At 72.6% G+C, this 16,362-nt stretch carries 17 protein-coding genes; 7 read left to right on the top strand and 10 right to left on the bottom strand.

Annotated elements, in window-relative coordinates; translation table 11 throughout:
* Positions 1 to 2: 2 nt before the first annotated feature.
* The 3 genes from C5507_RS09155 to C5507_RS09165 form a co-directional block, all read right to left on the bottom strand.
* The gene (locus C5507_RS09155; protein ID WP_104528212.1) at positions 3 to 1,574 is read right to left on the bottom strand and encodes a succinic semialdehyde dehydrogenase; all 1,572 of its coding nucleotides are present in this window, start codon (positions 1,572 to 1,574) and stop codon (positions 3 to 5) included.
* 19 nt (positions 1,575 to 1,593) lie between these two features.
* The gene (locus tag C5507_RS09160; RefSeq protein ID WP_242611345.1) at positions 1,594 to 2,253 is read right to left on the bottom strand and encodes an FAD-binding oxidoreductase; all 660 of its coding nucleotides are present in this window, start codon (positions 2,251 to 2,253) and stop codon (positions 1,594 to 1,596) included.
* Positions 2,254 to 2,374: 121 nt separating this feature from the next.
* Positions 2,375 to 2,983: a sulfite oxidase-like oxidoreductase gene (locus tag C5507_RS09165; RefSeq protein ID WP_104528213.1), complete on the bottom strand. Its 609-nt coding sequence runs from the start codon at positions 2,981 to 2,983 to the stop codon at positions 2,375 to 2,377.
* 164 nt (positions 2,984 to 3,147) lie between these two features.
* On the opposite strand from C5507_RS09165, the gene C5507_RS09170 reads away from it, so the two are divergent.
* From C5507_RS09170 to C5507_RS09180, 3 genes are read left to right on the top strand one after another with little or no spacing between them, the layout of a single operon-like run.
* Positions 3,148 to 3,846: a succinate dehydrogenase cytochrome b subunit gene (locus tag C5507_RS09170; protein WP_249027816.1), complete on the top strand. Its 699-nt coding sequence runs from the start codon at positions 3,148 to 3,150 to the stop codon at positions 3,844 to 3,846.
* 10 nt (positions 3,847 to 3,856) lie between these two features.
* On the top strand, positions 3,857 to 5,803 hold the full coding sequence (locus tag C5507_RS09175) for a fumarate reductase/succinate dehydrogenase flavoprotein subunit (RefSeq protein WP_104528215.1): 1,947 nt from the start codon (positions 3,857 to 3,859) through the stop codon (positions 5,801 to 5,803).
* On the top strand, positions 5,800 to 6,609 hold the full coding sequence (locus C5507_RS09180) for a succinate dehydrogenase/fumarate reductase iron-sulfur subunit (protein WP_242611343.1): 810 nt from the start codon (positions 5,800 to 5,802) through the stop codon (positions 6,607 to 6,609). The genes C5507_RS09175 and C5507_RS09180 overlap by 4 nt, the downstream gene beginning before the upstream one ends.
* 95 nt (positions 6,610 to 6,704) lie before the next feature.
* On the opposite strand, the gene C5507_RS09185 is transcribed toward C5507_RS09180, so the two are convergent.
* The 6 genes from C5507_RS09185 to C5507_RS09210 all read right to left on the bottom strand — a co-directional run bounded on the left by C5507_RS09185 (position 6,705) and on the right by C5507_RS09210 (position 12,744).
* The gene (locus C5507_RS09185) at positions 6,705 to 8,996 is read right to left on the bottom strand and encodes a putative bifunctional diguanylate cyclase/phosphodiesterase (RefSeq protein ID WP_104528216.1); all 2,292 of its coding nucleotides are present in this window, start codon (positions 8,994 to 8,996) and stop codon (positions 6,705 to 6,707) included.
* A gap of 130 nt (positions 8,997 to 9,126) precedes the next feature.
* Positions 9,127 to 10,032, bottom strand: coding sequence for a DUF1028 domain-containing protein (locus C5507_RS09190; RefSeq protein WP_104528217.1), 906 nt, complete (start codon positions 10,030 to 10,032; stop codon positions 9,127 to 9,129).
* Positions 10,033 to 10,078: 46 nt separating this feature from the next.
* Entirely contained in the window at positions 10,079 to 11,068 is a 990-nt protein-coding gene (locus C5507_RS09195; RefSeq protein WP_104528218.1) for an LLM class flavin-dependent oxidoreductase, read from the bottom strand.
* A gap of 88 nt (positions 11,069 to 11,156) precedes the next feature.
* Positions 11,157 to 11,783: an LURP-one-related family protein gene (locus C5507_RS09200; protein WP_242611342.1), complete on the bottom strand. Its 627-nt coding sequence runs from the start codon at positions 11,781 to 11,783 to the stop codon at positions 11,157 to 11,159.
* 97 nt (positions 11,784 to 11,880) lie between these two features.
* Positions 11,881 to 12,198, bottom strand: a complete 318-nt coding sequence (locus tag C5507_RS09205; protein ID WP_104528265.1) for a PspC domain-containing protein — start codon at positions 12,196 to 12,198, stop codon at positions 11,881 to 11,883.
* Between the two features lie 93 nt (positions 12,199 to 12,291).
* Positions 12,292 to 12,744, bottom strand: coding sequence for a nuclear transport factor 2 family protein (locus tag C5507_RS09210; protein ID WP_104528219.1), 453 nt, complete (start codon positions 12,742 to 12,744; stop codon positions 12,292 to 12,294).
* Positions 12,745 to 12,889: 145 nt separating this feature from the next.
* On the opposite strand from C5507_RS09210, the gene C5507_RS09215 reads away from it, so the two are divergent.
* The 3 genes from C5507_RS09215 to C5507_RS09225 all read left to right on the top strand — a co-directional run bounded on the left by C5507_RS09215 (position 12,890) and on the right by C5507_RS09225 (position 15,035).
* On the top strand, positions 12,890 to 13,429 hold the full coding sequence (locus tag C5507_RS09215) for a dihydrofolate reductase family protein (protein ID WP_104528220.1): 540 nt from the start codon (positions 12,890 to 12,892) through the stop codon (positions 13,427 to 13,429).
* Positions 13,430 to 13,493: 64 nt separating this feature from the next.
* Entirely contained in the window at positions 13,494 to 13,724 is a 231-nt protein-coding gene (locus C5507_RS09220; RefSeq protein ID WP_104528221.1) for a hypothetical protein, read from the top strand.
* Positions 13,725 to 13,850: 126 nt separating this feature from the next.
* Positions 13,851 to 15,035 carry an NAD(P)/FAD-dependent oxidoreductase gene (locus C5507_RS09225; RefSeq protein WP_104528222.1) on the top strand — a complete coding sequence of 395 codons (1,185 nt, stop codon included), beginning with the start codon at positions 13,851 to 13,853 and terminating at the stop codon, positions 15,033 to 15,035.
* A 12-nt stretch (positions 15,036 to 15,047) separates the two neighbouring features.
* On the opposite strand, the gene C5507_RS09230 is transcribed toward C5507_RS09225, so the two are convergent.
* A complete protein-coding gene (locus tag C5507_RS09230) occupies positions 15,048 to 15,398 on the bottom strand; it encodes a hypothetical protein (protein ID WP_130504330.1) in 351 nt (116 codons plus the stop codon).
* A gap of 171 nt (positions 15,399 to 15,569) precedes the next feature.
* Between C5507_RS09230 and C5507_RS09235 the strand changes: the two genes are divergently transcribed.
* Positions 15,570 to 16,088: a hypothetical protein gene (locus C5507_RS09235; protein ID WP_104528224.1), complete on the top strand. Its 519-nt coding sequence runs from the start codon at positions 15,570 to 15,572 to the stop codon at positions 16,086 to 16,088.
* Positions 16,089 to 16,362: the final 274 nt, after the last annotated feature.

Below are 16,362 nucleotides of genomic sequence, written 5' to 3' on the forward strand. Positions count from 1 at the left end.
TGTCAGCGGATGAAGGGGGCGCGCTCGAGCGCCTTGAGGCCGGCCGTCATCACCTTCGCGTAGCGGTCCAGCGGCAGGCCCGGCATGGGGCCGACCGGCAGCCCGCGCTGGACGGCGACGGTCTGGCTCTCGGTGTACTTGAGGATGCCCTCGCGCCCGTGCCGGCGGCCCACGCCGGAGTCCTTCATGCCGCCCATGGGCGCGTCGTGCGACGCCCAGGCCGCGGCGTAGGCCTCGTTGACGTTGACCGTGCCGGCCTGGATACGGGTGGCGAGCTCCGCACCGCGCGCCGGCGTCGTCCAGATGCTGGCGTTCAGCCCGTACTCGGTGTCGTTGGCCCGCTCGACCGCCTCCTCGGCGTCGCGCACCCGGCTGATCGCCACGACCGGCCCGAAGGTCTCGCCCCGGGCCAGCTCCATGTCGTCGGTGACGCCCTCGAGCACGGTCGGCTCGTAGAACAGCGGGCCGAGGTCGGGCCGCGCCTTCCCGCCGGCGAGCACGCGGGCCCCCTTCGCGACGGCGTCGTCGACGTGCCGGGAGACGACGTCGAGCTGGTCGGCGCTGACCAGCGAGCCCATCTCGGCCTCCCACGTCAGCCCCGCGGCCAGCTTCATGCGCTCCACCCGCTCGACGAACGCCGGGACGAAGCGGTCGTAGATGCCGTCCTCCACGTACATGCGCTCCACCGAGATGCACAGCTGGCCGGAGTTGGAGAAGCAGGCGCGCACCGCGCCCTCGACGGTCCTGTCCAGGTCGGCGTCGGCCAGCACGACCATCGGGTTCTTGCCGCCGAGCTCCGCGGAGAAGCCGATCAGCCGCCGCGCGCACTGCTCGGCGACGATCCGCCCGGTGGCGGTGGAGCCGGTGAACATCAGGTAGTCGACGCCCTCGATCAGCGGGGTGCCGAGGTCGCGGCCGGCGCCGGTGACCACCTGGAACAGCTCCCGGGGCAGGCCGGCCTCGAGGAGCAGCTCGACGGCGATGAGCGCGGTGAACGGCGTCTGGGCGTCGGGCTTGAGGACGATGCCGTTCCCGGCCAGGAGCGCCGGGATCGCGTCGGAGACGGCGAGCGTGAGCGGGTAGTTCCACGGGCTGATGACGCCGATCAGGCCCTTGGGGTGGTGGTGCTCGACGGTGCGGGTCAGCACCGGCAGGGCGCCCTGGCGGCGGGTCGGGCGCAGGTGCCTGGCCGAGGTGTTCGCGTAGTACCGCGCGGTCATGGCGACGTCGGCCAGCTCCTCGAAGGCACTCACCCGCGCCTTGCCGGTCTCGGCCTGCGCGACGTCGAGGATCTGCTCCTGCCGCTCCAGGACCAGGTCGTGGTAGCGCAGCATCACCGCGGCCCGCTCGGCCAGCGGACGCCGCGCCCACTCCGCCTGCGCCGCCCGCGCCCGCCGCTGTGCCTCCCGGACGTCGTCGGCGGTGCAGGTCGGCACCTCGCCGACGACGTCTCCGGTGAACGGCGCGTACGAGGCCTGGCGGGGCCGGTCGGGCGCGGCGGTGACCAGGGCGGCGAGCCGGGAGACCAGCGCCGGGTCCAGAGCCGGGGACGGGTGCGGGGCGGTCGTCGTCATGGCGCCACCTTGCCGCAGGTCAGGTGGCTCCGCCGCTGGGACCGAACTGCTCCACCCGGATGGCCGCCGCCGGGATGCCGAGCGTCTCGAGCAGCCGGGTGGCCGCCCCGGCGAACGCGGCCGAGCCGCACACGAACGCCGTCTGACCGGGCTCCCACAGCGGCACGAGGTCCGCGGCGCTGAGCCGGCCGGCGGGGCGGATGCCGCTCGGCTCACGGGTGGTCGCGACCAGCGCCCCGGCGGCCCACAGCTCGTCGGCGTAGGGCAGCAGCTCCAGCTCGCGGACCGAGACCGCGATGCGGAGCAGGTCGGTGCGCCCGAGGGCCCGGGCGGTGCGCAGCATCGACACGAACGGGACGACGCCGCTGCCGCCGGCGACCAGCAGGGCCGGCGTCGCGCCGTCCCACACGAACCAGCCGCCGATCGGACCGCGGACCTCCAGCTCGTCGCCGGGCTCCACGACGTCGGCCAGGTGGGTGGACACCTCGCCGTCGTCCAGCCGCTCGACGAACAGCTCCACCAGCGGGTCGCCCGGGGCGGAGGCGATCGAGTACGACCGCTGGGCGGTGTAGCCGTCGGGCGCGGTGAGCCGCACCACGTAGTGCTGGCCGGGCAGGTGGTCCACGCGGTCGGCGACGTCGAGCCGCAGCTGCACCGAGCGCGGCACGGAACGTCGCACGCCGGCGACCGTGGCGGTGCGCCACCCGCCGCTGGGCGCACCGGCGACCCCGGCACCGAGCACGGCCCCGTCCAGAGGCTCGCCCCGAGCTTGCGAGGGGTGAGGAGGACGGGGTCCTTCTTCAGTCACCCTGGTACCGCTGCTGCCGCCACGGGTCGCCGCGGTCGTGGTAGCCGTTCTGCTCCCAGAAGCCCGGCTGGTCGCGGGCCAGCAGCGAGAGCTTGCTGATCCACTTGGCGCTCTTCCAGAAGTACAGGTGCGGCACGAGCAGCCGCACCGGGCCACCGTGCTCGGGCGTCAGCGGCCGGCCGTCGAACTCCCACACCAGCCACGCCTTGCCCCCGGTGACGTCGGCCAGCGACAGGTTCGTGGTGTAGCCGGTCTTCGACGTCGCCATGACGAACTGCGCCTCGGCGGTCGGCCGGGCCACCTCCAGCAGCGAGTCGACGCTGATGCCGGTGAACCGGGTGTCGAACTTCGACCAGGTGGTGACGCAGTGGATGTCGCCGCGGTACTCCGACGGCGGCAGCCGGTGCGCCTCGTCCCAGGACCAGGTGGTGGGGTTCTCGACCCGCCCGTCGACGGTGATGCTCCAGGTCTCCGGAGCGATGCGGGGGGTCGGCTCTGCGGCGAGCACCGGCCAGTCGGCGCCGACGTCGTACTGACCCGGCGGGAGGCGCGGGTCGCGCTCGCGCCGGCGGCCGAGGAAACCGCGGGTGGGTGTGGGCACGGACGCATTCTCCCCCGCCGCGAGGCGGCCCAACCGGCGCCTCCCTGACCTGCAGGATGTCACCACCACCCGCCTGGCTGCGGTGAGGGCACCCTTACATGAGGTGTGTCACCTCGCGTTGGCTTGGTGGCAAGGCCCGTGTGGTCATAGCGTTGTCAGTTGTGGTGACGGTGACGCACGCGACGCGCAGGACCCCGAAGGCTTCGAAGACCACGTCGGTCTTCAAGAAGGCCGTGATGGCCGTCAGCGGCATCATCCTGGTGCTGTACCTGATCGCCCACGTGATCGGGAACCTGAAGGCATTCTCCGGGGCGGAGTCCTTCAACTCCTACTCCGGGTGGATCCGCACGGTCGGCAACCCGGCACTCCCCGGCGCCACGGCCCTGTGGGTCATCCGGATCGTGCTGCTCGTCGCGGTGATCGCCCACATCTGGGCGGCGGTCTCGCTGTGGCGTCAGGCCAAGCGCGCCCGCCCCGAGCGGTACGTGACCAAGAAGGCCGTGGCGCAGAACTACGCCTCGCGGACGATGCGCTGGGGCGGCGTGATCATCCTCGCCTTCATCATCTACCACATCCTGGACCTCACCACGGGCACGGTGAACCCCGAGGGCTTCGACAGCACGCCGTACGACCGGCTGGTCGCGAGCTTCCAGAACCCGTTCGTCACCGCCTTCTACGCGATCTCGGTCATCCTGCTGGGTATGCATCTGCGGCACGGCATCTGGAGCGCCACGCAGACCCTCGGTCAGAGCAACCGCCGCCGCGAGAAGACCGTGAGCGCCTTCGCGTTCGCCTTCGCGACCCTGATCACCGCCGGCTTCCTGCTCGTGCCCCTCTCCGTCCTCTTCGGGCTCATCGACTAAGGACCCCCAGATGCCTCTCGAGCTGTTCACCACCGGCGAGCCGATCGCCGACACCAAGGCCCCCACCGACGTCCCGATCGGCGAGCGCTGGAGCGAGCGCCAGTTCCGCGGCCGGCTGGTCAACCCGGCCAACCGCCGGAAGCTGACGATCATCGTCGTCGGTACCGGGCTGGCCGGAGGCTCGGCCGCCGCAACGCTCGGCGAGGCGGGCTACAACGTCAAGTCGTTCTGGTACCAGGACAGCCCGCGCCGCGCGCACAGCGTCGCCGCGCAGGGCGGGATCAACGCCGCCAAGAACTACCGCAACGACGGCGACAGCGTGCACCGGCTGTTCTACGACACGGTCAAGGGCGGCGACTTCCGGGCACGGGAGAACAACGTGCACCGCCTGGCCGAGGTCAGCGTCAACATCATCGACCAGGCGGTCGCCCAGGGCGTGCCCTTCGCCCGCGAGTACGGCGGCCTGCTGGACAACCGCTCCTTCGGTGGCACGCAGGTCTCCCGCACCTTCTACGCCCGGGGCCAGACGGGCCAGCAGCTGCTCTACGGCGCCTACCAGGCCCTCGAACGGCAGATCGCGGCCGGCAGCGTCGAGCAGCACGCGCGCACCGAGATGCTCGACCTGATCGTCGTCGACGGCCGCGCCCGCGGCATCGTGGCCCGTGACCTCGTCACCGGCGAGCTGAGCACCCACTTCGCCGACGCCGTGGTGCTGGCCAGCGGCGGGTACAGCAACGTCTTCTACCTCTCCACCAACGCCAAGGGCTCGAACACCACGGCGATCTGGCGGGCGCACAAGCGGGGGGCGTACTTCGCCAACCCCTGCTACACGCAGATCCACCCGACGTGCATCCCGGTCAAGGGCGACTACCAGTCGAAGCTGACCCTCATGTCGGAGTCGCTGCGCAACGACGGCCGCGTGTGGGTGCCCAAGGAGCGCGGCGACGACCGCCCGGCCAACGACATCCCCGAGGACGAGCGCGACTACTACCTCGAGCGGCTCTACCCCTCGTTCGGCAACCTGGTGCCCCGCGACATCGCCTCGCGCCAGGCGAAGAACGTGTGCGACGAGGGCCGCGGTGTCGGCCCCGGTGGGCTGGGGGTCTACCTCGACTTCGCCGAGGCGATCAAGCGGTTGGGGCGCCCGGCGGTCGAGGCCAAGTACGGGAACCTCTTCGACATGTACGCCCAGATCACCGGCGAGGACCCCTACGCGACGCCGATGCGGATCTTCCCGGCCGTCCACTACACGATGGGCGGCCTGTGGGTGGACTACGACCTGCAGTCGACCATCCCCGGCATGTTCGTCATCGGTGAGGCCAACTTCTCCGACCACGGCGCCAACCGCCTGGGTGCCAGCGCACTCATGCAGGGCCTGGCCGACGGCTACTTCGTCCTGCCGTCGACGATCAGCAGCTACCTGGCCGACGGCCCGTTCGAGAAGGTCGACGAGTCCCACCCGGCCGCCGTCGAGGCGCTGACCGGGGTGCGGGAGCAGACCCAGAAGCTGCTCAGCATCAACGGCACCCGCACGCCGGCGTCGTTCCACCGCGAACTCGGCCAGCTGATGTGGGACCTGTGCGGCATGGAGCGCACGGACGAGGGGCTGCGCAAGGCCATCGACCGCATCCGGGAGATCCGCCAGGAGTTCTGGACGGACCTGAAGGTCAGCGGCGACTGGCACTCGTTCAACCAGACGCTGGAGCACGCCGGCCGCGTCGCCGACTTCATCGAGCTCGGCGAGCTCATGTGCGTCGACGCCCTGCACCGCCGCGAGAGCTGCGGCGGGCACTTCCGGGCGGAGAGCCAGACCCCCGAGGGCGAGGCGCTGCGCGACGACGAGAACTTCGCCTACGTCGCCGCCTGGGAGTGGACGCCGGAGGGTCAGCCCCCGGTGCTCCACAAGGAGAACCTCGAGTACGAGTACGTCCACCTCGCACAGCGGAGCTACAAGTGACAGCCACCATGCAGTCCAGCGTCGGCAACCCCGGCGCGGAGAAGCGCGGGATGAACCTCACCCTGCGCATCTGGCGCCAGCAGGGTCCCACGGCCAAGGGCAAGATGGTGACCTACAAGATCACCGACATCTCCCCCGACATGTCCTTCCTCGAGATGCTGGACGTGCTCAACGAGCAGCTGATCCTGCAGGGCGACGACCCGGTCGCCTTCGACCACGACTGCCGCGAGGGAATCTGCGGCATGTGCGGAGTCATGATCAACGGGCAGGCGCACGGCCCGCAGCAGACCACCACGTGCCAGCTGCACATGCGCTCGTTCAAGGACGGCGACTCGATCGACATCGAGCCGTGGCGCGCGACCGCCTTCCCCGTGATCAAGGACCTCGCCGTCGACCGGCGGGCGTTCGACCGGATCATCCAGGCCGGTGGCTACATCAGCGTGCCCACCGGTACCGCGCCGGACGCGCACGCCACCCCGGTGCCCAAGGCCGACTCGGACGCGGCGTTCGACGCCGCGACCTGCATCGGCTGCGGGGCCTGCGTGGCGGCCTGCCCGAACGCGTCCTCGATGCTGTTCACCGCCGCGAAGGTCACCCACCTCGGGCTGATGCCGCAGGGCCAGCCGGAGCGCAACGACCGGGTGGTCAACATGATCGCGCAGCAGGACCGCGAGGGCTTCGGCGGCTGCACGAACATCGGCGAGTGCTCGGCCGCCTGCCCCAAGGGCATCTCGATGGAGACCATCTCGCGGCTGAACCACGACCTGCTCGGCGCCCTGCGCGCCGGCGCGCGACCCAAGAGCTGAGCCGCATCGCCCCCTGGGGCGATGCGCGGAAGAGGCCCCCTCCGGATGCCCGGAGGGGGCCTTCTGCGCGCACGGGCGGCTGTGGCCGGCCCCGCTCAGCCGATGCGGGCGGTGGCCCGATCCTCCAGCCAGAGCCAGAGCTGCTCGGGCGGCAGCGGCCGGCTGAGGTGGTAGCCCTGGACGAGGTCGCACCCCAGGTTGGCCAGGGCGTCGACGGTGGCCTGGTCCTCCGCGCCCTCGGCCACCAGCACCAGGCCCAGCGCGTGGGCCAGCTGCAGCGTGGAGGTGACGATCGACTCGGCGCGGGCGCTGCCGGTCATGGCCGACACGAAGGTGCGGTCCAGCTTCAGCTCGGTCACCGGCAGAGCGGCCAGGTAGGCGAGGCTGGAGTGCCCGGTCCCGTAGTCGTCGATGGCGACCCCGACGCCGGCGTCGCGGAGCCGGCCGAGCACGCGCACGGCACGCTCCCGGTCCTCCATGAGCAGGGACTCGGTGACCTCGAGGACGAGCGAGCGGGCCGACCGACCGTGGTCGCGGAGCAGCGCGGCGACGTGGTCGGGGAACTGCTCGTCGACCAGGTTCGACGGGCTGACGTTGACCGCCATGGTCAGCTCCCGGCCCTCGTCGGCCCAGCTCCGCGCCTGGGCCAGCGCCATGTCGATGACCTGCGTGGTGAGCCGGCTCATCAGCCCGGCGGACTCCGCCAGGTCGATGAAGCTGTCCGGGTAGAGCAGTCCGCGGGTCGGGTGCTGCCAGCGCACGAGGGCCTCGACACCGTCGATCTGCCCGGTGCTCAGCGCCAGCTTCGGCTGGTAGTGCAGCACGAGCTCGTGCTGGTCGAGGGCGCGGCGCAGCTGGGCGACGTCCTCCAGGCGGTGGCGTCCGTGGCCGTCGCGCGCCTCGTCGTAGACGTTGACGCCCTGCCGGCCCCCCTTGGCCGCGTACATGGCCAGGTCGGCCAGCTGCAGCAGCTCGGCGGTGCTCGTCGAGTCCGTCGGGCCGACGGCGATGCCGATGCTGACCTCGACGCCGAGCTCGACCCCGCCGAAGACGAACGGCCGGTGGAACTGCTCCCGCAGCCGGTGGCCCAGGGCCAGTGCGGCCGCGACGTCGAGGTCCTCGGCCAGCACCACGAACTCGTCGCCGCCCAGGCGGGCCAGCAGGTCCTCGGCCCGCAGCCGGTCGCGGAGCCGGTCGCCGACCTCGCGCAGCAGCGCATCGCCCACGGAGTGGCCCAGCGAGTCGTTGATCTCCTTGAACCGGTCGAGGTCCAGCACCAGGACGGCGATGGAGGTCCCCTCGGCCAGCCGCTCGTCGGCGGCCACGAAGGACTCGAAGACCGAGCGCCGGTTGGGCAACCCGGTGAGCTCGTCGGTCCGCGCCTGCTTGAGGCTGTCGGCCAGCGCCCGCACGTCCCGGAAGGTCAGACCGGTGCGTGCGAGGGCGGCCAGCACGGCGGCCATCGCCAGCGAGCCGGCCACGGGGTCGCCGTCGGCCAGGTAGCCGTGGAAGAGGATGCCGAGGGCGACCAGCGCGCAGGCGGCCGGCACGACGAGCGGCCGCTGGGCGGCGACGGCGGTGTCCAGCCGGACCGGCCGGGGCGCGACGCAGGCTGCCAGCCCGAAGGCGATGAAGGCCAGGCCCCAGAGGGTGTCCAGCGGTCCGCCGACGACGTAGGTGCCGCGCACGACCTGGTAGGCGTAGGCGGTGTCGGCGACGACGAACAGCGCGAGCCCACCGGTCATCCACCACCAGCCGGGGCTCGCCTCGCGGCCGACGAGGACCAGCCCGCCGGCGACGAGCCCGAAGAGGAAGAGGTCGGCGGCGGCGTAACCCATGCTGGCGATCAGGGCCAGGTCCTGCCCCGCCTCCTGCAGAAGGGCTCCGAGTGCCAGGGCCGCGGCCACCGCGGCCGCGGTCAGCCCGGTGACCGCGCAGTCCAGCCAGGTGCTCAGGGGAAGCCGCCGGGTGCGCCGCCGGATCAGCAGGAGCAGCCCGACGAAGGCCAGCGGGTAGAAGCCCATGGACGCGGCGTCGGACCACGACGGCTGCGGGACGACGGCGACGTGCCGGTAGTGGAACTCGTACGCCGCCGCACCGGTCAGGTAGCACGCAACGGCACCGGCGAAGGACCACCAGACGGCGCGACCGGCCCCGGCCGCACCCCGGACGACGAGCATGACCACGAGCGAGGCGAGGAAGAGCAGCTTGCCCTTCTCGGCCAGCAGGGAGGCGACCGCGCCGACCCCGGCGGCGCTGGCGAGCGAGGCGAGGACCCAGGAACCTCCGAAGACGATCCCCATGACCCGGACAGCGCGCAGCGACCGGTCGCCGCCGCGCTGGTGGGCGCGCGCCTCCCGGGACGCCTCGGACCGCCGTGTCCACATGGGAACTGTTTCGGCTGGAATCGGGGCCGACTGAAACCCACGTCACCTGTGCCCTCCCCCGCCCGGGTGAGCCCGGCGATCCAGCGCCGCCGGGGCCCGTGCAGCCCGGCACCTGGGCTGAGGCCCCCGCTCAGGTGGCGGGCACCGGCGGGATGATCCGCTCGATCACGTCGGCCGGCATGAGCCCGGCCTTGCCGAAGCGGCTGGCCGCCTCGATGAACTGCGGCGCGCTGGCGGCGAGGTCGACGAGCATCGCGCGAGCGTCGTCCTCGCGCCCGGCGAGCGCCGCGACGACGGCCCGCCACATCAGCTGGTCCGGTTCGGTCACCGGGTCCATGGGCCGCAGCAGCTCCAGCTCGCGGTCGGCGGTGACCGGGTCGCCGTCGATGGCTTGCTGGAACGCGCGGACGACGTCCTGGTAGCGGGCACGGGTGACGGTGAGGTCGGCCAGGGCGCCGAGCGGGTCCGGGGAGTCGTCGACCCGGAGGTCGACCACCATGTCGTGCCAGGGGCGGCCGGTGGTGGTCGCGCGGACGACGATGATCGCGGCTGACCGGCGTCCCCGGAAGTCGCCCCCTGCCTCCTCCCCCGCCATGAGCGAGCCGAGCAGCCGCGGGGCGAGCGGGCCGGCGGAGCCCTCGAACCGCTCCACCATCGCCTCCCACACCGCCGGGGAGCTCGCCATGTTGGCCAGGGCGACGCAGGTGTCGCCGAGCAGGTGGCCGGCGGCGTCGACGCAGCTCGTGCCGGTGTACACCGCGAAATCACCGGCCAGGCCGAGCACGGCGACCTGCCGGCGCTCGGGCTGCGGGTCGACGCTGCTGAGCGCCGTCAGCACCTCCTGGGCGGTGAACCCGCCGCGGAGCAGGTCGAGGCCGACGGCGCCGTACATCGGCTCGGCCATCGACTGGGTGGCGATGACCCCGTGCCCGGGCAGGGCGAAGGGCACGCTGTTGCCGACGGCGAAGGCCTGCGACTGGGTGGCGACGCCCATCTCCCCGGTCTCGGGATCACGGGCCACGATCGAGTAGGTCACCCGCTGCGCGTACCCGCCCCTCCCCGGGGGGCGAAACCCCTGAGGGTCAGGCCGTGACCGATGCCATGGCCTCGGCCAGCAGCTCCACCGATCGCAGCCGGCCGTCGAGCGAGCCGGACTGGTGGGCGACGATCAGCTCGTCGGCGGCGGCCAGCTCCACGAAGCCCTCGAGGTGCCGGCGCACCTGGTCCGGAGTGCCGACGGCGGTGTGCGTGAGCATCGTGCCGACGTGCTGCCCCGCCCCCTGGGCCAGCAGCTGGTCGGCCTGCTCGTCGGTGAGCGCCTGGCCGCGGCCGAAGAGGCCGATCGCGAGGTTGCGGCGGACGGCGGCGAGCTGCTCCTGCGCGGCGCTGGTGGTGTCGGCGGCGACGACGTTCACGCCGGCGATCACGTAGGGCCGGTCGAGCTGCTCGGAGGGCTGGAACTCGCTGCGGTAGGCCGCGACCGCGGCCTCGAGCATCGCGGGGGCGAAGTGCGAGGCGAAGGCGTAGGGCAGGCCCAGGGCAGCGGCGAGCTTCGCGCCGAACATGGAGGAGCCGAGGACGTACAGCGGCACGCGCGACCCCTTGCCGGGGATCGCGTCGACGCCGGGCACCCGCGTCTCACCGGCCAGGTAGGCCTGCAGCTCCAGCACGTCCTGCGGGAACGTCTCGGCCGAGTGCGGGTCGCGGCGCAGCGCGTACATGGTGTTCTGGTCGCTGCCGGGTGCGCGGCCCAGGCCGAGGTCGATGCGGCCGGGGTACATCGCGTCGAGCGTGCCGAACTGCTCGGCGATGGTCAGCGGCGAGTGGTTGGGCAGCATGACCCCACCCGCGCCGAGCCGGATGCTGCTGGTCCGCGCGCCCACGTGCGCGATGAGCACGCTGGTGGCCGACGAGGCGATCGACGGCATGTTGTGGTGCTCGGCGTACCAGACCCGCTCGTAACCGTGCTCCTCCGCGCGCTGCGCCAGCGCCACGCTGGCGGCGATGGCGCTGGTCGCGGTCTCCCCGCGCGGGATGGGGGCCAGGTCGAGGACGGACAGCGTGATGCTCATGTGCGGTGCGGGCCTTTCACGTCGGTTGCAGTGGGCAACACCCGACGCGGCCGGCTGCTTCCCCGGGGAGGCAGCCGGCCGTGCTCCGTCAGCGGCTCTGCAGCGCGTCCAGGGCCACGGCCATCGCCGCCGCGACCCGGAAGTCCAGCTGCGGGTCGGGGACGGTGACCGTGTAGCTGTCGCGGATCCCGATCTTCTTCTGGCTGGACATGACCGGCCGGCCGGTGGCCTGGTCCACGAAGTCGAAGTGGAAGAGGAACGGCACCCAGACGTTGCCGAGGTAGGGGATGAAGCCCCAGATCCGGCGCAGCACCGCGATGAACTGGTTGCGCTCCTGCCCGACCGCGTCGACGCCGGGCGCGGACAGGTTCCAGGTGGAGCGCAGCAGGCTGGCACCGAACTGCTTGCGGAAGTAGCCGATCACCGTGCCGTACTCGTCCAGGACGTCGTGCTCGGCGTGCACGTCCAGCCGCTGCCGCGCCTTGAAGGAGAACACCCGGCGGGTCTTGGACTCGTCGGAGTAGAAGATGACCTCCTCGCGGATCTTCATCCGCTTCTGCTGGGCGAGGGCGATCAGCTGGCCCTCGCTGCCGTCGGGGTTCATCGCCCGGATCTCGTAGCGGTTCACCATCACGGTGAAGCGCTGCTTGACGAAGAACTGCGGCACCACCATCGGGGCGGGCGGCTGCTGGCCGGCGGGCGGCGGGGTGGTCACGGTAGGGCTCCGATCCTGGTCAGCTGGGTGGCGCTCATCCTGTCGCACCGCCACCCCGCGCGGAACGCCTCCGTGCCGTGTCGTCGATCCGCCGGGATCAGCCGTTCCGGTCGCCGACCAGGACGCTGCGCAGACGCTGGGCCCACTGCTCGAGGATGCTGGGCCGGTCGCCGTCGGGGAGCGGGGCGCTCGGGACGACCACCCACAGGAGCAGGTACACCAGCAGTCCGGCCCCTCCGGTGAGGGTGAAGAGGACGGCGGCGACCCGCCACAGGGTGGCGTCGATGCCGGTGTGCTCGGCCAATCCGCCGCAGACGCCGCCGGCCATCCGGTCGGTGCCGCTGCGCAGGAGTGGCCGGACCGGAGGGCGCGGCTGGTCGGCGGGCTGGGCGGGGGTGGGAGCTGCTGAGGTCATGGTGCGAGCCTGCCGGGCGGGCGGCGCCGGCACCATCAGGTGAGCCCCTGGTCCGTCCCTGGTTCCGCGGTCAGGGTCTACCCTCCCCACGTCTCACTGCAGCGGCAGCGGGGTGGTGTCGCCGTCCTCACGGGGGCCGAGGATCCAGCGCTCCTCGGGTGCGATGGGCACGTCGTTGATGCTGGCCTCCCGCCGGCGCATCAGCCCCTCGGCGGTGAACTCCCAGTTCTCGTTGCCGTAGGAACGCCAGGTGCGCCCCTCGGCGTCCTGCCACTCGTACTGGAAGCGGACCGCGATGCGGTCGTCGGTGAAGGCCCACAGCTCCTTGCGCAGCGCGTAGTCCTGCTCCCGCTCCCACTTGCGGGTCAGGAAGGCCACCACCTCGTCGCGCCCGTGCAGGAACTCGTCACGGTTCCGCCAGACGGTGTCCTCCGTGTAGGCCAGTGCCACCTTCTCGGGGTCGCGGGTGTTCCACCCGTCCTCCGCTGCCTGCACCTTCTGCCGGGCGGTCTCAGGGGTGAACGGCGGGAACGGCGGACGGGACACGCGGGACCTCCTCGACTGGGCGGCCGCTGCCCGACCGCACTCTCCTACCCTGCCCGGAGCACGCGGGGCCTGCGAGTGCGATGAGTTCCTGGCCGGCGCCCGGTCTACCCCCCTGACGAACCACCGCACCGAAGGAGTAATCCCCGTGGGCCAGATCGCCGCCAACCTCTTCGCCACCCTCGACGGCTCCGCCGAGCGCCCCGACCAGTGGCACTTCCCGTACTTCGACGACGCCATGGGCAAGGCCGTGGACCGCCACACCGACCGGTGCGAGGCCTACCTGATGGGTCGCGTCCTGCACGACCAGTGGGCGGAGTACTGGCCGGGCAACACCACCGACGAGTTCGCCGACTTCATCAACCCGATCCCCAAGTACGTGCTGTCGACGACGCTGGAGAAGTCCGACTGGGCGGGCACCACGGTGCTGCGCGGCCTGGACGAGGTGCGCGAACTGAAGGAGCGGACGGCGGGCACGATCGGCATGTCCGGCAGCCTGTCGACGGTCCGGTCGCTGCTGGAGGCCGACCTCCTCGACGAGCTGGTGCTGCTGGTCGACCCCATCGTGGTCGCCGGCGAGCGCCGCTGGACCGACGAGCTGGGCCGCACGCCGCTGGAGCTGGTGTCCGGCGAGACACTGCCGACCGGGGTGCTGCACCTGGTCTACCGGCCCGCGCGCAAGGGCTGAGACTCCTCGGGAGTGTTCGATGCGCCGTCACCTGGTGGACACCCGGAGGGCCCACCCTGGCGGCATGACGGCGAGCCTCTTCGTGATCGGCACCGGTGCCGGTGTCCAGGGACGCGCCCTCCCGCGGGAGGGCGCGGCCAACCGCGTGGCAGTGGCGCACGCGGTCGCGAAACCGGCGGTCGACGGGCTGGAGTCCTCGGTGTGCGGTGTGCTGGTCACCGCGACCGCCGCCGAGGACTGGCCGTCGGCCCGGCACGCCGTGCGCTGCGAGGAGTGCGCCCGCATCGCGGGCTGACCCGTCGGCGGCGACCGATCTCACCGCATCCGCGCCGTGCAGAACGGGCGCGAAGTGGGCAGGCACGTCCTCAGTGCCGAGCCGCGGCGGTGACCCAGGTCCGTGGCCCTCGATCAGGGAGCGGACATGGAAAGGCACGAGGTTCTGATCATCGGCGGGGGCAACGCCGGCATCTCGCTGGCGGCCCGGCTGCTCCGGGACGGCGTCCGGGACGTCGCCGTCGTCGCCCCACAGCCGGTGCACCGGTACAAGCCACTGCTCAACTACGTCGGCGCCGGCGAGGCGACGATGGCGGACCTGGAGCGGCCCATGGCCGACGTGGTCCCGGACGGGTGCACGTGGATCCGCGACGCCGTGGAGTCGGTCGACCCGGCGACGGCGTCGGTGCGGACCCGCGGTGGTCGCACGCTGAGCGGGTCGACGCTCGTCGTCTGCCCCGGCCTCGTGGAGGACTGGGACGCGACGCCGGGGCTGCTGCAGGCCTACGCCGACGGGTGGGCGGCCTCGACCTACGTCCCGGGCAGCACGCCGCAGGTGTGGCCCCGGCTCTCAACCCTGAGCAGCGGCTCGGTCGTGTTCACGGTGCCGCCGGAGCCCGCGTCCTGCGGTCCGACGGCGCTGAAGCCGCTGCTCATGGCGTGCGACCACTGGCGGCGGACCGGCGTGCTGCCCTCCCTCGACGTGACGCTCGTGCTGCCCGCCGCGACCGCGACCGGCCTGCCGGAGGCCGACGCATTGCTGGAGCGCACGTTCGAGGGCTACGGGATCGAGGTGATCCGCGAGGCGCGGACCGAGCGGGTGGACTGGGACGTGCACGCGCTCACCCTCACGTCGCCCACGGGACGCCGGGTGCTGGAGGACGTGGCCTTCGCGCACGCCGTGCCGCACTACCGGGCACCGGCGTGGATCGCCGACGCCGGCCTCGCCGCCGACGCGGCACCCGGCCTGGTCGACGTCGACCCGGAGACGCTGCGGTCCCGACGGCACGAGTCGATCTGGGCGATCGGCGACGCGGCCGACCTCGCCACCCGCCCGTCGGGTGGCGCGCTTCGCAAGCAGGTCGACGTCTTGGCGCGGAACCTGGCCGCTTCCGCGCGCGGCAGGTCGCTGCACCGGTACGACGGCTACACGGTCATGCCCATCACCGTGAGCCGCCGGAAGCTGATGCTCAACGAGGTGGACCGCGACGGCCGGCCCAGCCCGTCGGTGCCGTTCGTCGACCCGTTCGAGCCACACCGCTGGTCGTGGTTGTTCGACCGCTACGGGCTGCCGCAGGTGTACTGGCGTCGCATCCTCCGCGGCAACGTCTGACCGGCGGACGGGTCAGAGCAGCCGCTCGTCCTGCGGGTCGAAGCACACCAGCCCGTGCCGCCGGGCCACGGCCGCGACGGTGTCCAGCGCCGCCTCCGCGCCCGGGTACGTCATCGTCAGGTACGCGAAGTCCCCGCTGACGTCGCCCGGCTCCGGTCCGGTCGCCCACGGACTCCGCGGGTCCTCGGACTCGTCCAGCGCGGGGAGCACCGACAGCAGGTCCTCGAGGAACGCCACCATCGCGGAGGACGGCGCGGGCGGCTCGTCGTCATCCAGCACCTCGACGAACAGCTCGAACTGCTCCGCCGCGGCCTCGTCGTCCGCCGGCCGGGGACCGGCCCACACCGCCACGTCATAGGACACGAGCGGCACAGTAGCGAGGGCTGGTGGTGCCACACCCCCCGCGGCACGGTCCGATCACCGACGCCGACTGTTGGGCACCGGCTCGCATCCCGTGCGCCCGGTGCTCGCTCCCGGGTCATCTCGCCGCCGCACGCTCGAGCTCCCTGAACGCCGACCGTCCAAGAGGAAGCCATGACCACGCCCTCAGCCAAGGCCACCACCGCCCCCGACACCGCGGAGAGCACCCGCAAGCGCGCCCAGGACACCGAGCACCAGCCGGAGACGGGCCGGGCCACCGCCCCGGCCGGCGACGAGATGGAGGAACTCGCCCGTACCCGCGACGAGGCCGAGGACCGGGCCCGGGAGCTGCTCGCCGCCCAGGTGCTGCAGGAGTCGCGCAACGGGTCCCACGACGAGCGCGCCCGCCAGCTGGTCCTCGCCGTCCGGCGCGACCTGCTCCTGGAGCTGCGCGAGCACGAGCAGCAGCAGGCCCGGCGACAGCTCGCCGCCGCGGCGGACAGCAGCGAGGACGCCGTCGCCGGTCTGGTGAAGGGCGTGACGACGATCGTGCGCAGCCTCGTGCCCGCCGTCCTCGTGCGGCCCGAGGAGGTCATCGAGACCACCTACGCGCTGGCCGACCAGGGCCTGCGCGTGGCCCGCCGCTTCACCCTGGTGCTCGCCCAGAGCGTGCGCAGCCTCGTCACGACTTGACCGGCAGCGCTCCCCACCCGGGTGGCCGTCGGGGCAGCAGCCCGGCGGCCACCCGGTCGCGTTCCGGGGGCCGCGGCCGCCGGGGGTCCCGATGGTCAGAGGGACGGGGCACGCCCTCGGGCCCGGGCGCGCCAGAGCTGGGAGCGGGTGCGGACGTCGCGGATGATGATCGGTCCTGGCGACAGCGCGATCGTCCATGTCCAGGGGGCCGAGGCGCCCGGCCGCTCCCGTCCGGGGACAGCGGTGCAGACGATCAGGTCGATGCCGGGGTCGT

This window comes from Blastococcus saxobsidens, assembly GCF_002938435.1.
Classification (GTDB): domain Bacteria; phylum Actinomycetota; class Actinomycetes; order Mycobacteriales; family Geodermatophilaceae; genus Blastococcus; species Blastococcus saxobsidens.